This is a genomic window from Herbaspirillum sp. GW822-FHT03A08, assembly GCF_058801885.1.
In genome coordinates this window covers 162,211-178,839 of sequence record NZ_JBXANR010000001.1, presented here as the reverse complement: position 1 = coordinate 178,839, position 16,629 = coordinate 162,211, and the positions used below count along the sequence as shown (strand labels likewise).

17 protein-coding genes are annotated in these 16,629 nt (G+C 58.0%); 7 read left to right on the top strand and 10 right to left on the bottom strand.

Going from position 1 to position 16,629, the window contains the following annotated elements; translation table 11 throughout:
• Positions 1-16 precede the first annotated feature (16 nt).
• Positions 17-1,417: a YncE family protein gene (locus tag AC1RN6_RS00900; protein WP_493002366.1), complete on the top strand. Its 1,401-nt coding sequence runs from the start codon at positions 17-19 to the stop codon at positions 1,415-1,417.
• Between the two features lie 3 nt (positions 1,418-1,420).
• Here the strand turns inward: AC1RN6_RS00900 and AC1RN6_RS00895 are convergent, their stop codons facing one another.
• The 6 genes from AC1RN6_RS00895 to AC1RN6_RS00870 form a co-directional block, all read right to left on the bottom strand.
• Positions 1,421-4,069 (bottom strand): bifunctional diguanylate cyclase/phosphodiesterase, encoded by a 2,649-nt coding sequence (locus AC1RN6_RS00895; RefSeq protein ID WP_493002364.1) that lies wholly within the window; start codon positions 4,067-4,069, stop codon positions 1,421-1,423.
• 412 nt (positions 4,070-4,481) lie between these two features.
• On the bottom strand, positions 4,482-4,859 hold the full coding sequence (locus tag AC1RN6_RS00890) for a hypothetical protein (RefSeq protein WP_493002363.1): 378 nt from the start codon (positions 4,857-4,859) through the stop codon (positions 4,482-4,484).
• Between the two features lie 471 nt (positions 4,860-5,330).
• A complete protein-coding gene (locus tag AC1RN6_RS00885) occupies positions 5,331-5,954 on the bottom strand; it encodes a TetR/AcrR family transcriptional regulator (RefSeq protein WP_493002361.1) in 624 nt (207 codons plus the stop codon).
• A 275-nt stretch (positions 5,955-6,229) separates the two neighbouring features.
• Positions 6,230-6,925, bottom strand: a complete 696-nt coding sequence (locus AC1RN6_RS00880) for a Pr6Pr family membrane protein (protein ID WP_493002360.1) — start codon at positions 6,923-6,925, stop codon at positions 6,230-6,232.
• A 429-nt stretch (positions 6,926-7,354) separates the two neighbouring features.
• Complete coding sequence (locus AC1RN6_RS00875; RefSeq protein ID WP_493002358.1) at positions 7,355-7,972, bottom strand: TetR/AcrR family transcriptional regulator; 618 nt, start codon at positions 7,970-7,972, stop codon at positions 7,355-7,357.
• A gap of 118 nt (positions 7,973-8,090) precedes the next feature.
• On the bottom strand, positions 8,091-8,930 hold the full coding sequence (locus tag AC1RN6_RS00870) for a helix-turn-helix domain-containing protein (RefSeq protein ID WP_493002356.1): 840 nt from the start codon (positions 8,928-8,930) through the stop codon (positions 8,091-8,093).
• Between the two features lie 212 nt (positions 8,931-9,142).
• On the opposite strand from AC1RN6_RS00870, the gene AC1RN6_RS00865 reads away from it, so the two are divergent.
• On the top strand, positions 9,143-9,514 hold the full coding sequence (locus AC1RN6_RS00865) for a nuclear transport factor 2 family protein (RefSeq protein ID WP_493003481.1): 372 nt from the start codon (positions 9,143-9,145) through the stop codon (positions 9,512-9,514).
• Positions 9,515-9,571: 57 nt separating this feature from the next.
• Here the strand turns inward: AC1RN6_RS00865 and AC1RN6_RS00860 are convergent, their stop codons facing one another.
• Both AC1RN6_RS00860 and AC1RN6_RS00855 read right to left on the bottom strand, forming a co-directional pair.
• A complete protein-coding gene (locus AC1RN6_RS00860) occupies positions 9,572-10,606 on the bottom strand; it encodes a M48 family metallopeptidase (RefSeq protein WP_493002354.1) in 1,035 nt (344 codons plus the stop codon).
• Positions 10,603-11,712, bottom strand: a complete 1,110-nt coding sequence (locus AC1RN6_RS00855; RefSeq protein ID WP_493002351.1) for a YjgN family protein — start codon at positions 11,710-11,712, stop codon at positions 10,603-10,605. The genes AC1RN6_RS00860 and AC1RN6_RS00855 overlap by 4 nt, the downstream gene beginning before the upstream one ends.
• 242 nt (positions 11,713-11,954) lie before the next feature.
• On the opposite strand from AC1RN6_RS00855, the gene AC1RN6_RS00850 reads away from it, so the two are divergent.
• Positions 11,955-12,131 carry a hypothetical protein gene (locus AC1RN6_RS00850; RefSeq protein WP_493002348.1) on the top strand — a complete coding sequence of 59 codons (177 nt, stop codon included), beginning with the start codon at positions 11,955-11,957 and terminating at the stop codon, positions 12,129-12,131.
• Here the strand turns inward: AC1RN6_RS00850 and AC1RN6_RS00845 are convergent.
• Both AC1RN6_RS00845 and AC1RN6_RS00840 read right to left on the bottom strand, forming a co-directional pair.
• Positions 12,125-12,256 carry a hypothetical protein gene (locus AC1RN6_RS00845; RefSeq protein ID WP_493002345.1) on the bottom strand — a complete coding sequence of 44 codons (132 nt, stop codon included), beginning with the start codon at positions 12,254-12,256 and terminating at the stop codon, positions 12,125-12,127. The genes AC1RN6_RS00850 and AC1RN6_RS00845 overlap by 7 nt on opposite strands.
• A complete protein-coding gene (locus AC1RN6_RS00840; RefSeq protein ID WP_493003521.1) occupies positions 12,195-12,422 on the bottom strand; it encodes a hypothetical protein in 228 nt (75 codons plus the stop codon). The genes AC1RN6_RS00845 and AC1RN6_RS00840 overlap by 62 nt, the downstream gene beginning before the upstream one ends.
• Between AC1RN6_RS00840 and AC1RN6_RS00835 the strand changes: the two genes are divergently transcribed.
• The 4 genes from AC1RN6_RS00835 to AC1RN6_RS00820 all read left to right on the top strand — a co-directional run bounded on the left by AC1RN6_RS00835 (position 12,316) and on the right by AC1RN6_RS00820 (position 16,624).
• Complete coding sequence (locus AC1RN6_RS00835; protein ID WP_493002344.1) at positions 12,316-12,834, top strand: bactofilin family protein; 519 nt, start codon at positions 12,316-12,318, stop codon at positions 12,832-12,834. The two genes, AC1RN6_RS00840 and AC1RN6_RS00835, sit on opposite strands and share 107 nt — an antisense overlap.
• 410 nt (positions 12,835-13,244) lie before the next feature.
• Positions 13,245-14,114: a formyltetrahydrofolate deformylase gene (gene purU, locus AC1RN6_RS00830; protein ID WP_493002342.1), complete on the top strand. Its 870-nt coding sequence runs from the start codon at positions 13,245-13,247 to the stop codon at positions 14,112-14,114.
• A gap of 364 nt (positions 14,115-14,478) precedes the next feature.
• Entirely contained in the window at positions 14,479-16,107 is a 1,629-nt protein-coding gene (locus tag AC1RN6_RS00825; RefSeq protein ID WP_493002340.1) for a methyl-accepting chemotaxis protein, read from the top strand.
• A 55-nt stretch (positions 16,108-16,162) separates the two neighbouring features.
• The gene (locus AC1RN6_RS00820; protein ID WP_493002338.1) at positions 16,163-16,624 is read left to right on the top strand and encodes a chemotaxis protein CheW; all 462 of its coding nucleotides are present in this window, start codon (positions 16,163-16,165) and stop codon (positions 16,622-16,624) included.
• Positions 16,625-16,629: the final 5 nt, after the last annotated feature.

Below are 16,629 nucleotides of genomic sequence, written 5' to 3'. Positions count from 1 at the left end.
CAGGGACAACATCGACATGAAAAAAATCTCTCTCATCGCCAGCGCGGTGTCCGTATTGTTTGCTCAGGCTGCGTGGGCGCTGCCATCGGCACAGGACCGCGTGTATACCGCCGACCAGAACAGCAACACCGTGACCGTCATCAATCCTGCGACCAATACGCTGGTCGGACAGATTCGTCTGGGCAATCCGCGGCCGGACGTGCTGTCGCCGCTGTACAAGGGGCAGATCAACGTGCACGGCATGGGCTTCTCGCCGGATCACAAGACTTTGCTGGTCGTGTCCAACGGTTCCAACTCGGTGACCTTCATCGACACGGCGACAAATCAGGTCAAGGGCATCACCTACGTCGGCCGTTCGCCGCATGAAGGTTTCTTCAGCGCCGATGGCAAGGAAGTGTGGGTGGTGGTGCGCGGCGAGGATTACATCTCGGTGATCGATCCGCTCAGTTTCAAGGAAACGCGCCGCATCCAGACCGGCGTCGGTCCGGGCATGGTGCAGTTCATGCCGGACGGAAAACTGGCGTTTGCGGTATCGAGCTTCACGCCGCAAGTCGATGTCATCGACGTCAAGTCGCATCAGGTGATCAAGAAGATCGACGTGGTCAGTCCGTTTTCACCTTTCCTGCAATTTACGCCGGACTATAAGGAAATGTGGATGACGCACAAGGACGTCGGCAAGGTCACACGCATCGATACCAGGACGATGGAAGTGACCGGCGTCATCGATACCGGCTTCATCACCAACCATCTGTCCTTCGCCAAGGTCGACGGCAAGGTGCTGGCGTACGTGACGATCGGCGGTGAGAATGTGGTCAAGGTATTCACCACCGACAAGGTGGCGAAACTGGTGGCGACCATTCCGACCGGCGCGTTGCCGCACGGGATCTGGACTTCCGATGACAGCAGCCGCATTTATGTGGGATTGGAAAACGGCGACGGCGTCGAAGTCATCGACCCGGCCAGCAACAAGGTGATCGCGCATGTCGGCGGCGGCCAGGCGCCGCAGGCGCTGGTGTATCTGTCGCACGTGGTGGGCGCGGATGGCGGCACCAGCAATCTGGTGCCGCGCGTGAACAGCGATCCCCTGAACATTCGGTTGCAGCCGGTGCAGCAGTCTGCCGAACCGGCGCGCGGTTTTGTCGTGTCGCGCAATCTGGGCGTGATCGATGCACTGGAAGTATCGCTGTTCAAGCTCAAGCCGCAGACGAGCTACAGTGTCTATCTGGATGGCCAGCCGGCGCCGGTGGCGCGCTTCCTTACCGATGCCAAGGGTGTCGCCAACGGCACGGCCATCGGTCCGCTGCGGGAGCCGGCAGCGCCGGGCGTGTCTGCTCCTGCCGGCGCCAGCCGCATCATCGTGATGGAAGGTAATCAAGCGGCCGACGCCGCCAAGGCGGTGCTGATCGAAGCGAAATAGAAATCAGGCAGGTGTGAGCGGAGAGACCGGGAACAGATAGCGGCGACGCATAAGTCCCGGGATCTCCGCCGCCGGCAGCGGGTGCGAGATGTAATAGCCTTGCACTTCATCACAGCCGAGCGCTTGCAGCAGTTGCAACTGCTGCTCGGTTTCCACGCCTTCCGCCACGACCGTCATGTGCAGGGCATGCGCCATCGAGACGATGGCGTTGAAGAATACTTCGCCCTCGGCGCGTACGCCCAGTTCTGCAGTGAAGGCCTTGTCGACTTTCAGTACGTCGAGATCGAGGCGCTGCAATTGCGACAGTGAGGAATAACCGGTGCCGAAATCGTCGACCAGCAGCTTGATGCCGAGCTCCTGGAAGGATGCCAGTTCTTCGGCGATTTCCAGCGTGTCGGCCATCATGCAGGATTCGGTCAGCTCGATCTCCATTTGCGCCGGATCAATGGCGTAGTCCCTGAGCGCCGTGGCAATGATGGTGTTGAGATTGCCCTGGTTGAGCTGGCGCGACGAGACGTTGACCGACATCGGCAGCGCCGGCAATCCTTCTGCCTTCCACTGCGCCAGTTGCGCGCAAGCCTTGCGGATGATCAGTTCACCCAGCTTGAGGATCAGGCCGGTCTCTTCCGCTACCGGGATGAATTCCAACGGCGACACCATGCCGCGTACCGGATGCTGCCAGCGCGCCAGCGCTTCCATGCTGCAGAACTCTCCGGTCGCGGTGTTCACGCGCGGCTGGAAATGCAGGACGAATTCATCGCGTTCAATCGCCAGGCGCACGGCATTTTCATTTTCCAGTTTGATCTGCAGGCGTTCGGACAATTGCGGCTGGTAGAAACGGAAGCGTTTCTTGCCGTCCGACTTGGCCGCATTCATGGCGGTGTCGGCGTGTTTGAGCAGGGCATCTACATTGTCGCCGTCGCGCGGATACATACTGATGCCGATCGACAGGCTGACTTGCAGCACGTTCTGGTTGGACAGCATGATGGGCCGGGAGAACGCCTGCAAAATGTTCTCGGCGAGTTGCGCCGCATCTTCGACACTGCCGCTTTGCTGCTGAATGATGGTGAAGGCGTCGCCGCTGAAGCGGACCAGTTCATTCTTCATCGGGGATTGCCGCAGCGGATTGTCGGGTGCCGATGCCGCTGATGCAGCATCGGCGGCAAGCAGTTCCTGCAGGCGTTGCGTTACCGATTGCAGCAGCATGTCGCCGCTGGAATGGCCCATGGTGTCGTTGATGTTCTTGAAATCGTCAAGGTCGAGAAACAGCACGGAAAAACCACGCCGTTCACTGGCGGCGTCGTTGAGCACCTTGCGCAGATGGTCGATGACCCAGTGGCGGTTGTGCAGGCCGGTCAGGTCATCGGTGTTGATCTGATCGAGCAGGGCCAGTTCATGCGCTTTGGCTTCGCTGATGTCGCGCACAGTGATGACCAGGCCAAGCTTGTTGCGCACCATCTTGCGATACAGCCAGACTGTGTTCAGCGGGCTGTCGTCGGGGATCATGTATTCGTCTTCGTAGTAGCCGACTTCCATGGCTTGCTGAAACGTCGGCAGCAGTTTTGTGAAATAGGCCGGCGAATAGTGGCGTGACATGTAGCTGCCGATGAATTCGGCTTTATTCTTTCCGAATACGGTGGCGCCGCGCTCGTTGCAGTCGAGCACCTCGAAGTCGATCACGATGCCGTCCTTGTTGCGCACGGCGCGCCACATATAAAAGCCGTCGTTGCCGCCTTCGGTGACCACGCCGTATGCCTCGCGCGCTTTCTCGGCTTCGCGCTTGCGGATGGCCAGACGCAGCGACAGCAGCGTGCCGACCACCGCGCAAATCGCCAGGAAAATGGAGCAGGCGGTGGCGATGACGGTGTAGTCGCTGGCGCGCTCCCGGAAGGAGGCGTAGATGTCTTTGGTCGACATGCCGGTTACGGCGAGCAAGGGGTAGTCATGCAAGGCATGCCACGAAACAATGCGTTCTTCGCCGTCGGTGAAGAGCGAGCCGGACATCACGCGCACACCATTGTCGCCTTCAAAGGGCGGCACGGTCTTGAACATGATCTGATGTGCGATGGTTGCCTCGGGAGTGCGCGAGACCAGCGGCGCGCCATCCCGTTTGAAGAGCGACATGAAATCATTCTTGCCGATCGCAGAGTCGTCTTGCGAAGGCGCCAGAAAGGCCGGCTCGACCGCCACCATCACCAGTCCGTTGAAGGAACCATCGGCGGCATCGAGGCGACGAGAGAAGCGGATCAGTGTGCGCATCGAGCGCAATCCTACCGAGGGGTTGCTGATGAGCAATCCGGCATGCGGATGGTTCCTGTGCGTAATGAAGTAGTCTCGTTCGGCAATGCTGGCGAGATTGTTCAGCGGCAGGGAGCTGGTCTTGAGAGCGCCGTCGCGGTCCGAGATGGTGGCGTACAGCAGCGCCGACGTCGGATACAGGCCCTGGCGCTGCTGGTCTTCAACACTCAGGTGGCCGTTGGTGTAGGCCCAGTAGTACTTGAGGTTGAGCGTGATCTGGTCGATCTGAGAGACGGAACGCGACAATTGATCGGCATACGATTTCGAATGCGCCCGCGCCTCCTGCATTGCCGACTTGCCGATTTCGGCTTCGCGGTCGTTGAGACGGGACAGCAGCAGGGACCACATCAGCATGGCGAGAAGCATGCAGCCAAGTGGCCACGAAAGAATGCCGAGAACTTTGAGTAAACGCTTCTTCACTGTCGTCTGCTTATAGTGTGTGGTCTCGTTATGACGGGATGGCCCATGATGCGTGATCGGCCCGGGAACTGCGATTCTTTAGTCCCTTTTTCTTTTTCTTGATCTGAGTCGGACAGATTTAATACTGAGAGATGATTATATAGAAACGTTCGTTCGGTTTATATGATTCTGCGTATCAGCGAGACAGATGTTTGTCGCGACTGTCAGATGCGCGTGACGAGGTCCGCAAGCAGAAAAAAACGCTGTCCGCATTGTGGGCGCGATCATCGCTCGCCGACCGGCGGTAGAGAGGAAATTGAGCGGCGCCCTCAGACCGTCCGGCGCCGAATAGATGACTCCGTGCGGCTCAGCGCAGGCGAGACATTCTCTTCCAGTTCCAGATCCTGACACCGAGGGCGCACCAGATCAGGAAGATCACCATGTTGGCCGGCAGCCAGACCAATTGCAGCCAGACGTAATAGCGCACCCATTCGCTCCAGTGCTCTGCATGCTGCACGCCGCCAAGCGCGACGACGGGCATGGTCCCCTGAAAGCTGACGTACTGGCTCCATCCGGCTACGACGATGACCGGCAGGATCAGAAAACTCCAGAAGAACCATGTGCGATGCATCCGAACATGGCAAGGACGTTCACCGCATACTGCATGGTTGTGGTCATCACGGCCGTCGATATCGTCGTGAGGATGGGTCAGGTTGACGGTATGGTTTGCGACATCGTTCTGCATAGTGCCCCCGCATTTGCAAACTGGCTTGGTTGAATTTGTTTGGTTTCTTATTTCTTCGCAGCGCTATTGCGTGGGATCACGTCATGGCCGCAAGCGCACCGGCAGACAAGCCTTCCGATCACCACGAACGGCGATGCGCCGCTGCTGCCGGGTCAGGCGTGATTGCGAGTTTTTGCAAAGGGAAGGTTTGCCGCGGCAAGATCGTGCAGACGTGCATACAAGCGTCGGCACGGGCGCGCTGCACAAGTGCATGCGATTCTCTGGCTGACCGGAAGCAGCCAAACGGTGACAAGGCATTTGCGGTTCTCGCTGAGATGTCAGATCTGCCCCTTCTTATTGCGAGCAGGAACAGTGCTCGCAACAATCCTGGCAGACAAGTTTGTTATGTAATAGGAAAAACAAGACGATACGTTTCGTCTTGGATTTTAGGTGCAAAATTCCTACGACGCAACAAAACTTGCGAGAATGTTGTTAAATTAATTCGGTTTTTGGTTTTGCAGGGGTGATGCCGTCAAGCACCAGGGCGACATGCAAATCGATATGACGCTCGTCGATACCGGCATGGCGCATCAGCATGCGCTGAATAATAGGACCGTAGAGCAGGTCGAAGATGACGTCGAAGTCGAGGTCTTCCTTGAATTCGCCATTTTTAATGCCGCGCAGCAATACCTGTTTTGCAGCGCCGCGACGCGGATCGAGGAAGTTGTCGTTGAAGAGGCGCATGGTTTCTTCATCGAATTGCGACAGACCGATCATTTCACACACCACACGACCGGTTTTGCCGCGATACAGCTTGGCCAGCTTGCGAATCTGGTTTTCGATGTCGTGACGCGCCGATTCTGTCTCCGGAAAAGCCACGTTGGGGCCGACTTCGCGCAGCAGTGCTTCCATCGCCAGCGCACTCTTGTTGGGCCACCAGCGATAAATCGTCGCCTTGCCGACACCCGCGCGCGCAGCCACGCCCTCAAGCGAGAGCTTGTCGAACCCGATTTCTTCCAGCAGGACGCACGTGGCGTCAAGAATGGCGTCATGGGTTGCAGGGTTGCGGCGTCTGCCTGTAGCTGGATCAGGCATATAGGTGAGAGAAATGGTCATGCTCCAATTAGGTAGTGCAAGTCTGTCTACAGCCTATATCGGTCACATATGTCACAACTTGAGAAAGAAACGGCTCCTGCATCAAATTTTCATAACATTTTTTTACATACCTCCTGAAATGGTCAACCGATCGCCGAGGCGCTTGGCGTCTGAACAGGGGTGTGCTGGAAGGGGGAAGTAAAAGCGCGATGCAGCCGATTTCTTGATGGCGCCTCAAAGATTGTGATGCGGCAACATTTTCTCCGAAGCCGGCAGCCTGATACGTGCTGCGCTATTCAGCGCCGCGCAAACAGGCTCTTGCCGGATTCATTGATAAAGATCAGCAGGCACATCAGCAACAGGAATGCGGCCAGCAATCCCGCCGCATTCAGCAGCACATGCGGATAGCCCAGCTCGTTGACGTTGATAAACGGGTAGGGATAGAAGCCGGACATGCCGCCGCGCCACAAGGTGATGAACAGATAGGACAGCGGATAGATCAGCCACAGCAGGCTGCGTTTCAGACTTGGCTGGAAGCGCGGTACGAAAAAAATCCAGTACACCATCGACAGCAGTGGCGTCACCGTATGCAGGCTCTCGTTGACCAGGGCGCGAAAGCCGGTGGGTTGCCACAACTGGCGCAGCAGGACGTTGTAGGCGATGCCGACGAAAATCATGTACGCCACGACGGCCGTCGTGACCTGCGGCTTGCGAAAGAAGCGGCTGACCGGATTGTCGCCGCGCAGAGCCAGCGCAGAGAAACTGACTGCGCTGAGCAGGATCGTCAGATTGGTCAGATAGCTCGACAAACGCGCCACGCCATCCATCACGGTCATGCCGCGCACCAGCACGCGGTCGATGGTGATATCGGTCTGGGCGCTCAGGGCGAACCAACTGATGGCGGCGATCAGCAGCGCCAGCATGCAGGCGATATTCGAGAGTTGCCGGTCGGGGAAGATTTCAGCGGAAAAAGTCGGTTCGGGCGTGGACATCGTCAGGCAAAATAAAAGGCGTCGGAGCAGGAGTCAGTAGCAGGCGGCGTGCAAAAGCCCAGCGAGTATTGAATCACGATATGGAGTGGTGCGGGCACATATTGTTCCCACGGGGAGGCTCTGTTCGCGGCTTTTTACACCTGCTTACCTCATTTGTCTGCTTTATTTGCTCACTTGCCTGTTTTCAGCCCGGCTTTTGTCCTGCATGCGGCACGCCTCAGATGAAAACGAAGTCTTCATTGTGATTCGGCACCAGGCTGATCGTCTGCAACAGCTGGAACAAGAGTGAAGCCCCGATGGGCAGCGTGATGACGCCGATGGTAACCAACATGATTCTCTCCCTGTTTAGCACGATAGTGCGAAATTTATATAAAGAAACGCCAAACAAACTTCTCTTGGAAAAACCATCCGGCGGACGCCGGACAGAACTCAACCGTGGTAATTGAAACTGCGATATGTCGAAATCAACCGCTCATAGGCTGTTTGCACACGCTCCAGCGCTTTAGGATCGCGCAGGAAGCGGGCATCGTGCATCAGCCCGACCATCAGGCAGTACAGCTCGAACACCAGTTGTTCCGGATCGGTATCCGGCCGCAACTGGCCTTCTTCCAGCGCCTGTTCCACCGTCCGATGCAGCATGCCGCGCCATTGCATGATGTTTTTCTTGATGCGATCGCGCATCGGATTTTCGAGGTCGTCGTACTCAAAGGCGCCGGCGATATACAGGCAGCCGACCTCATTGCTGGTGCGCCGCAGCCAGTTGCGGACCATCGCGCTCAGGCGCGGCAGGCCGCGGGGCAACGCCATGGCCGGCTTGAAAATCTCTTCAACGAAACGGCGATCGAATTCATCCAATACCGCCTGCTGCAAAGCCTCGCGTGAACCGACGCGCGAGAACACGCCGCTCTTGCTGATGCTCAGGCGTTTGGCGACTTCGCCCAGCGACAAGGCTTCCAGGCCTTCGTTTTGCGCCATCTCAAGGGCGGTATCGACGATGGCGGCAAGTGTGAGTTCGCTTTTGGCGGTACGGGTAATGACGGTATCCATAGCCGTAAATTTAGCACATGTGTGCGAAATGTAAAGGTGCTTCTCGAAAAATAGCGGCGATGCGTAGAACTACGGTAGCGATCCGCGGCACGTCAATGCGAGCAATGCCTTGTGGAAATTATTTATCGGATTTCGGCAGCAGCAGTTGCAGCGCCGCCGATGTTTCAGCATCGGCGGGAAAGAAGCATTCCATCGCCAGCTCCGACAAAGTGATATCGACCGGCGTGCCGAAAATCGTCGTCGTGCTGAAAAAAGAAAGCAGGCCGTGTTCTGTCTTCAACTGAAACGGCACGGCCACGGCGGCGTAAGGCGAGAGCGCGTGCTCGCTTGCGTGTTCATCGTGGCCGGGCGCCGGATAGGCGTGCAACTCCTTGTTCAGATCAATCAGTACCGGATCGGCGCTCAAGGCAATCTGCTGGCGCAGGCGATCCTGCATGTGCTGCCGCCACTCGGCAAAGTTGGCAATGCGCGGCGCCAGTCCTTGCGGATGCAGTGTCAGGCGCATGACGTTGATCGGCGTTTGCAGCAACGCCGGTTCGACACCGGTCAGCAGCAAGGGAATGATGCGATTGGCGGAGACCAGGTTCCAGTGGCGATCTACGGCCAAGGCGGGAAACGGCTCGTGTCCGGTGAGGATCTGATCGATGGCCTTGCGCGCCGCCAACAGCGCGGGATCATCCAGCGCGCGTTCCGGAAACAGCGGCGCGAAGCCGCCGGCCATCAGCAAGGCATTGCGTTCGCGCAGGGGAATGTCGAGGCGTTCCGCCAGACGCAGCAGCATTTCGCGGCTCGCCTGCGAACGCCTGGTTTCGAGAAAGCTCAGATGGCGTGTTGAAATTTCCGCTTCGCAGGCAAGGTCGAGCTGGCTCATGCGGCGGCGCACGCGCCACTCGCGCAGCATGTCGCCGACCGATCGCGCGGAGGAGGAAGAGGCTGGAAGCGTAGGTGTCGAGATCATGCGCCGATCATAGCGTATCGATGCGCTGCATCACATTACCTCGGAGGTAATTGTCCGGCATCCGGCCATGCGCAATGATGTGCCTGACGCTGCGTTTGCCGTACTGCAGGACGCGCCGGCCAGCGATCACACTTTTCGCTTTCCTCTTTCTTTATATGGAGTTCAGCATGACACATCCGACATCTCAGGCATCTTCGTTAGCTCAGGCCGATATGGCTGCCACCGGCGAACAAATGAACAATCTCGTGGATATCTACATCGCGGTTTGGAACGAAACCGACGCCGTACGCCGCGCCGGTCTGATCGCTGAAATCTGGACCGCCGACGCCAGCTATCGCGATCCCTTGATGCAGGGCGACGGCCACGCCGGTATCTCGCAACTGGTGGCGGCAGTGCATGAACGCTTCCCGGCTTTCCGTTTCAGCCGTATCGGCGAGCCGGATTTTCATGGCGATCATCTGCGCTTTTCCTGGGCGTTGGGTCTCGATGGCGAAGAGGCGATGGTCAAGGGAACTGACTTTGCGGTGCTGGAGCAAGGACGGCTGCGCAGCGTGACCGGCTTTCTGGATCAGGTACCGGCCTGAGTTGGTTTCAGGCAGGGCGGCAACGGTTGTCGTGACAACTGTCGCTGCCTGTTCCGGTCATTGTGCGTTCAGGATGCGCTCCACGCGTTCGGCGCTGGCGGGGTGACTGGACAGGTAAGGGGGGACGCCGCTACCGGACGCTTCTTTCTCGCCCAGCCTTTCAAAGACATAGGCCAGCTTTTGGCGGCTCATGCCATTGGCCTTGAACAGGGCGATGGCGTAGTCGTCGGCTTCGCGCTCCACGTCGCGCGAATACTTCATGTCGAGCAAGACGGTCGGTATGTTGGCGATCACCGCCGAGACGTCGCCAAACAGCACCGTCGCCGCCGCGCCGATGGCCGAGCTCTGGATTAGTCTGCGCATCAGATGGCGCCGCTGCAGATGGCCCAGTTCGTGCGCCAGCACACCCATGACGGCGTCGTCATCGTTGAGCAAGGTCACGATCTCATCGGTCAGCACTATCTGGCCGGAGGGCAGGGCAAAGGCATTGGGACCGATGCGGCTCTTGCGGAACACGATCTCATACGGCGGCACATCATCCATCTGCGCCATCGGCCCCGTCAGCATCTTGAAGCGCGCCGTGATGGCCGCCCGTTGCGCGAGCGGCAGCGTGGTTGGCGCCAGGATATGTTTGTCCAGGAAATCCAGTGCGCCTTCGCCGATGCGCTGTTCGATGCCGGCCGGCAGTGAGCGCGCAATCAGGCCGGAAGCGGCCGGCAGCAAATAGAGATAACTCACGATCAGCACCATGATCAGTGCCGCGGCGGCGGCCAGCGTCGCGCGCCAGTTCTGCTGCATGCGCACCACCAGCGAATCGCGATGGCTGGTGCTTGCCAGCAAGGCGGCGAAGGCAGCATGGTCCTGAATTTCAAGGTAGGCGCCATCGGGGTAGGTCACCTTGCGCGCCGCACGGCTGAGTCTTTCGGAGACCCGCAATTGCGCAATCGGGCACACACGCTCGATGGACTCTGCTTCGCTCGCATTTGCCAGGCTACTGTAAATGCGCGCCATGCCGTCAATCACCTCCAGCGTGACGGCGTGGCGGCGCGAGGTCTTACCGTCGAAATAAAAAGCGGCGACTGCAGGCGTCATAGCGACAAATCGAAATCGAGCAAGTCCGTCATGCCTTCTCCCATGGCCGAGCCCGATGGCTCGTTGTCTGCGATGAACTCGTCGAGGCTGCCGGCGGGATGCAGACTCATCGACTCGACCCGGTAGCGCAGTGCGCGGATCTGGGCAAAGGGCGTGTACAGGCCCAGAGTGCAAATGATGCCGACGATGTTGGTGAAGGTGATGAACATCATGCGGCCCCAGCGCATCTCGCTACGGAAACCATGCTCGCCGAGTTTGGTGTGATTCCAGATCAGGTTTTGCATCAGCGTCAGGAACAGCGGATACATCAGAAAAGTCCAGGCGTACAGCGCCAGGAGCACCAACACGAAAGAAAAGACATGGCCCGCGCCGAACGATTGATCGTTCACGAAGGGATAGGCGCTCGCACCAACTGTGAGCAAAATGGCAATGAAACCGGCAAGGTAAATGCCGAAGCCGATCAGGTAGGTTTTATAAAAGGCGCCGACTGATCCGTCGAAGGAAAAATGGCTGGCGCCGAAGCGCGATTCGGTATGCTGAAAACGCTTGATGCGCTGATGCGTGAACGGCGTCAGCAAATACAAGGTGAAGAAAGTCAGCAGCGGCAGCCACAGATACACCTTGTACGTGCCAACAGCGTTGCCGCGAAAACCGAAACGGATGCCGCGGTAGCTGGTGTTGTAGAGCTTGAACTGCAAGCTGCGCCAGATCAGCCAGGGCATCGCGACCATGAAGGCGATCAGCACGAGCAAGCCGAGCAGCGGGTTGAGTTTGAGGCCGAACTGATAGCCGAACAGCAGCACGACGGTGATGATGCGGCCTTTGAGGATTGCCATCGGATTGCCGTGATACTCAAAACTGGTGCCGGCGACCGTGGTGTTGTCATAAAAATAACGCAGCCGTCGCACCTTGGCCCAGGCCGAATAAATCCCCAGCGTCACCACCGACAGCAGCAGGTTGACGATCCAGATACGGAAGTATTCGGAGCCGCGTCCGCTGAAAGAAAATGCTTCCACCGCAGGTGTCGCCGGAGTGACCGGTGACGCCGAAAAATTGGGGCTGGCAGGGAAGTCGGGCTGGCCGGGTTGGTCGAAAGTGTCGCTCATGTGTTCCCCATCAGTTTGTTTTTGAAATTGATTGACCCCTCAGAGTGCGCCAAAGAATCTCTTGTCGCCTTCAAAAAGTCAAGCGCGCGCGGTGACATGTTCAGGCAAAGTGCATGTTTGAAGTACGTATTTATTTGCGATGAAGCGTCCTCAAAAAAATGTAACAGCGCTTGCATTGTTTTAGTTCGTCGCGGCGATTGCGAATGCATTGAATGAGAAGACGGCGACGCCATCAGATTGCAATGAAGATGGAAGATCCAGACACTGAAATCAGCAGCGATTGCCGCCGGCAGAAAATATCTGCACAGTTAAATCAGCACGAAAAATTCGGCGCTAAAAAAGCGATGCAAACCTGTGCGAAAAATATTTACGCTCTCATTTCACTGTTACAAAATTCTCGTGAACTTTCTATTTATTGATGTGCCGAATCGCTGAGATCGTTGCACAGCTCGTGTCCTTCAACATCAGTCGGCATCAGCTTTTCAGCGATCTCGCCCTCTGCGGCGAAGATGTTCATCGCGATTGAAAAATTGGATGAGCGCATCGCCGATTCGTTTTATCAGTGCCACGTCTTGCACCGCACATTTATCTTCAGGAGATACCATGCTTCGCTCAGAAACTCTCTTTGGCAAACGAGAAACCAATTCGCCAAATTCCCCTTTCAGCGCCAGTAATAATTTGACGCAACCGGGCGTATCCAATGTGTCCAAGCCAGCCGGTACTCCATCATCTTCCAGCAGTCCGCAATCGAGCTCCGGCTCCAACGAAATGGGCAGCAAACTGATCGTCGGTCCCAACATCAAACTCAAGGGCGTCGAGATCAACGATTGCGACACGCTAGTCGTTGAAGGCCGCGTTGAAGCGACCATGGATTCGCGTGTGATCCAGATCGCAGAGAAGGGCGCCTTCAAGGGCTCGGCGGAAATCGACCTGGCGGAAATTCGCGGCGACTTCGATGGCGATCTGACCGTGCGCCAAAAACTGGTGATCTACTCCAGCGGCAAAGTGTCGGGCAAGATCCGCTACGGCAAACTGGTCATTGAAGAAGGCGGGCAGCTCAGCGGCGACGTGCAGGTCGGCGGCGCAACAGAGCAGCGCGAACTCTTGCACAAAACTGCATAACTTGACCAATACGTCAGCCAACGCGCCGATTCAGCGCATCACCTGATAGAAACTGAAGGCCGTTTGCAGCATCGGCGGCTCTTTTTTGTTTTCGGCATGACAAATGAAGCCTTCCGGGCGGCGTCCGGACGGTTTTATCGTTGTTTGTTGTCGCTTATTGCCGTTTGTTGTCGTTTATTGTGGCTCTCAGCGGCTTGTACGCGCGCCGCTTAGTTTTGCGCGTATTTGATCTTTCGGGGGCCGCCTGTGGCGGGACCGGGGCTTTGTGCGCATGCGCCGGGCATGCGACAATAGCGCTTTTCGTCTTTTCAGATGCTCTTTTGCTGCATTCGGGAAACATGCACAGGTAAATGCCGCATGCGACCCGGGATGCGGGTGAGCAGCGGACGACAGTGTTTTTAAGATTGACTATGGCCCACCCGGAATACATCCTCACCATCTCCTGTCTCGACCAGCGTGGCATCGTTCATCGCGTGTCGGGTTTCCTCGCCGACCACGGCTGCAATATCATCGATTCGGCCCAGTTCGGCGATGCGCAATCGAAGCTGTTCTTCATGCGCGTGCATTTTTCTTCGGAAGACGCCGGCGTCACCGATGCAGCGCTGCGCGCCGATTTTGCCGTGCTGGGCGGTTTGCTCAACATGGACTGGCAACTGCACGACGCCGCCGCCAAGCCGCGTGTCATGCTGATGGTGTCCAAGATCGGCCACTGCCTCAACGACCTGCTGTTCCGCTACAAGAGCGGCCTGTTGCCCGTAGAGATTCCTGCGATCGTGTCGAATCACACCGATTTCTACCAGTTGGCGGCAAGTTACAACATCCCGTTCCACCACCTGCCACTGGCGGCCGGTGCATCGGAAGAGGCCAAGCTGGCGCAGGAAGCGCGCATCCTCGAAATCGTCGAAACCAACCAGATCGATCTGGTGGTGCTGGCGCGCTACATGCAAATCCTGTCGCCGTCGCTGTGCAGCGCGCTCAAGGGCCGCGCCATCAATATCCATCATTCTTTCCTGCCCAGCTTCAAGGGCGCCAAGCCTTACTATCAGGCGCATGACCGCGGCGTAAAACTGATCGGCGCCACGGCCCACTTCGTCACCAGCGACCTGGATGAAGGCCCGATCATCGAGCAGGGCGTGGAACGCGTCGATCATTCGATGGGCCCGGATACGCTGACGGCCATCGGCCGCGACATCGAATCCGTTGTGCTGGCGCGTGCGGTGAAGTGGTTCACCGAGCATCGCATCCTGCTGAACGGTCATAAAACCGTCATCTTCAACTGATCCAGAGCTGAATTTGGTCTGAACCGGATCTGGCTAAGCGCTTTTGCAAAGGCGCTTGGCAGACCCAGACCAGGTTTTTTAACGCCGGCGCAGATTCTCTCTGCGGCCGGCGTTTTTGCATCTGTGGCCGGGGTTTGTGCAGCCCGCCGCGAGGGGCTTCCCATTTTTGGCGAAAAAGCAGGCTACGGGCGGGAATCCGCTGCTTTCGCGTATGGCAATGCGGCAATGATTCGGCCATAATGCCGGTGGAGCAAGAATCTCGCGTTTTATCGATATTTTTGCAAAATAAATTTCGCGCTTCGTCGCTTTATACCGCTCAGGTCGTTGCGCCGTATCTCTTCTTCCTCAGGAAAGCCCGCTCAGCATGAAAAATTGGACGATCAAACAGCGACTACTCAGCAGTTTTGCGGTCATCCTGATCCTGATGGTCATCATGGCGGCGGTGGCTTCAACGCGTCTGGCGAAGATCGATGATGAGGCCACCAGCCTGCGTCAGGACTCGACTCCGGGTTTGTACTACAGCACCATGATCAATGCCGCCTGGTACGAAAATCTGTTGCTCGGCCAGCAGATTGCTCAGGTTGACGAAAGCGACGCCACGCGCCAGGCCGACATCGCGCTCTTGCGCGCCAACGGCGAGCGCCTGAATCGCTTGCAGGAAGAGTACGACAAGACCATCTACAGCGCCCGCGATCGCGCGTTGTTCGACCAGTTCAAGCAGGCGCGCATGGCCTATCGCCAGATTCAGCAAGACATCCTGAAAATGGATTTGTCCAGCCCCAGTCCCGCCGTCAACAAGATCATCGCCGAGCAGCTGCGTCCGGCCTGGCGTACCGGCTATGCCCTGACGCAAAAGATGGTCGAAATCAACAAGACCATTTCCGATGACTCCGCGCAGCGTATTACCGACGCGGTGACGCAAGCCAAGACCAGCATGCTGATCTCCGTGATTGCAGCGGTGGCGGCGGCCGTCGTGTGCGGCTATTTCCTGCTGCGCGCGATTACGGGGCCGATGGAGCGCCTGATGGGCATCCTCGACGTGATGCGCGCCGGCGATTTTTCGCAGCGTTTGTATTTCGAGCGCCGCGACGAGTTTTCGCATCTGGCGGCAGGATTCAACCGTATGACCGATGAACTGACCGCGCTGGTGGGGCAGGCGCAGAAGTCGTCGGCCCAGGTGTCGACCTCGGTGACTGAAATCGCCGCCACCTCCAAGCAACAGCAAGCCACGGCTGCCGAGACCGCAGCGACGACCACGGAAATCGGCGTGACCTCGCGCGAAATTTTCGCCACCTCGCGCGACCTGGTCCGCACCATGAATGAAGTCTCGCTGGTCTCCGAGCAAGCCGCCACACTGGCCGGCAGCGGCCAGACCGGCCTGACGCGTATGGAAGAGACGATGCACGACGTCATGGACGCGGCCGGTTCGGTCAGCGGCAAGCTGGCCATCCTCAACGAGAAGGCCGGTAACATCAATCAGGTCGTCACCACCATCACCAAGGTCGCCGACCAGACCAATCTGCTCTCGCTCAACGCCGCCATCGAAGCGGAAAAAGCCGGCGAGTACGGCCGCGGGTTCTCGGTTGTCGCCACAGAAATCCGCCGTCTTGCCGACCAGACTGCGGTCGCCACTTACGACATCGAGCTGATGGTCAAGGAAATCCAGTCGGCGGTCGCCGCCGGCGTGATGGGCATGGACAAGTTCTCCGATCAGGTGCGCCGCGGCATGTCCGAAGTGCAGCAGGTCGGCACCCAGCTGTCGCAGATCATCGCGCAAGTGCAGGCGCTGGCGCCGCGCTTCCAGGTAGTCAACGAAGGCATGCAGGCGCAGGCCAATAGCGCCGAACAGATCAATCAGGCGCTGCTGCAACTGAGCGAGGCCGCCCAGCAGACCGTCGAATCGCTGCAGCAATCGAGCCAGGCCATCGACGAATTGAATCTGGTGTCCAACGGTTTGCGCAACGGCGTCTCGCGCTTCAAGGTATCGGCCTGATGGCAATGCGCGCAATGACAACCGTCACGGCAACGCGGACAACACGAGTCTGAGCATGCTTTTTTTGATTTTTCAGATCGGCAATGATCGATATGCCCTGGACGCAAACCAGGTCGCCGTCGTGTTGCCGCCTGCGCCGTGCAAGCAGGTGCCGGACGCGCCGGTCTGGGTGCGCGGGATATTCAGCTATGACGGACGCAATGTGCCGGTGCTGGATATCAGCATGCTGGCGCTCGGCAAGCCGGCGGCAGAACGCCTGAGCACGAGGCTGGTGCTGGCGCATTACACGCCGGCAGGACGAGAGCCGCAGTTGCTCGGCCTGGTCGTTGAAAAAGCCACCGACACGCTGCGCTGCAACGCCGAAGACTTCACGGCATCGGGATTGCTGCACGAGAACGCCCGTTATCTCGGTCCGGTCCTGCGGCATCAGGGTGAACTGATTCAATGGATCAGGGTTGAAGACATGCTGGACGACGCGGTGCAGGCATTGTTGTATCCGGAAGAGAGCCGGGCATGAGCGCG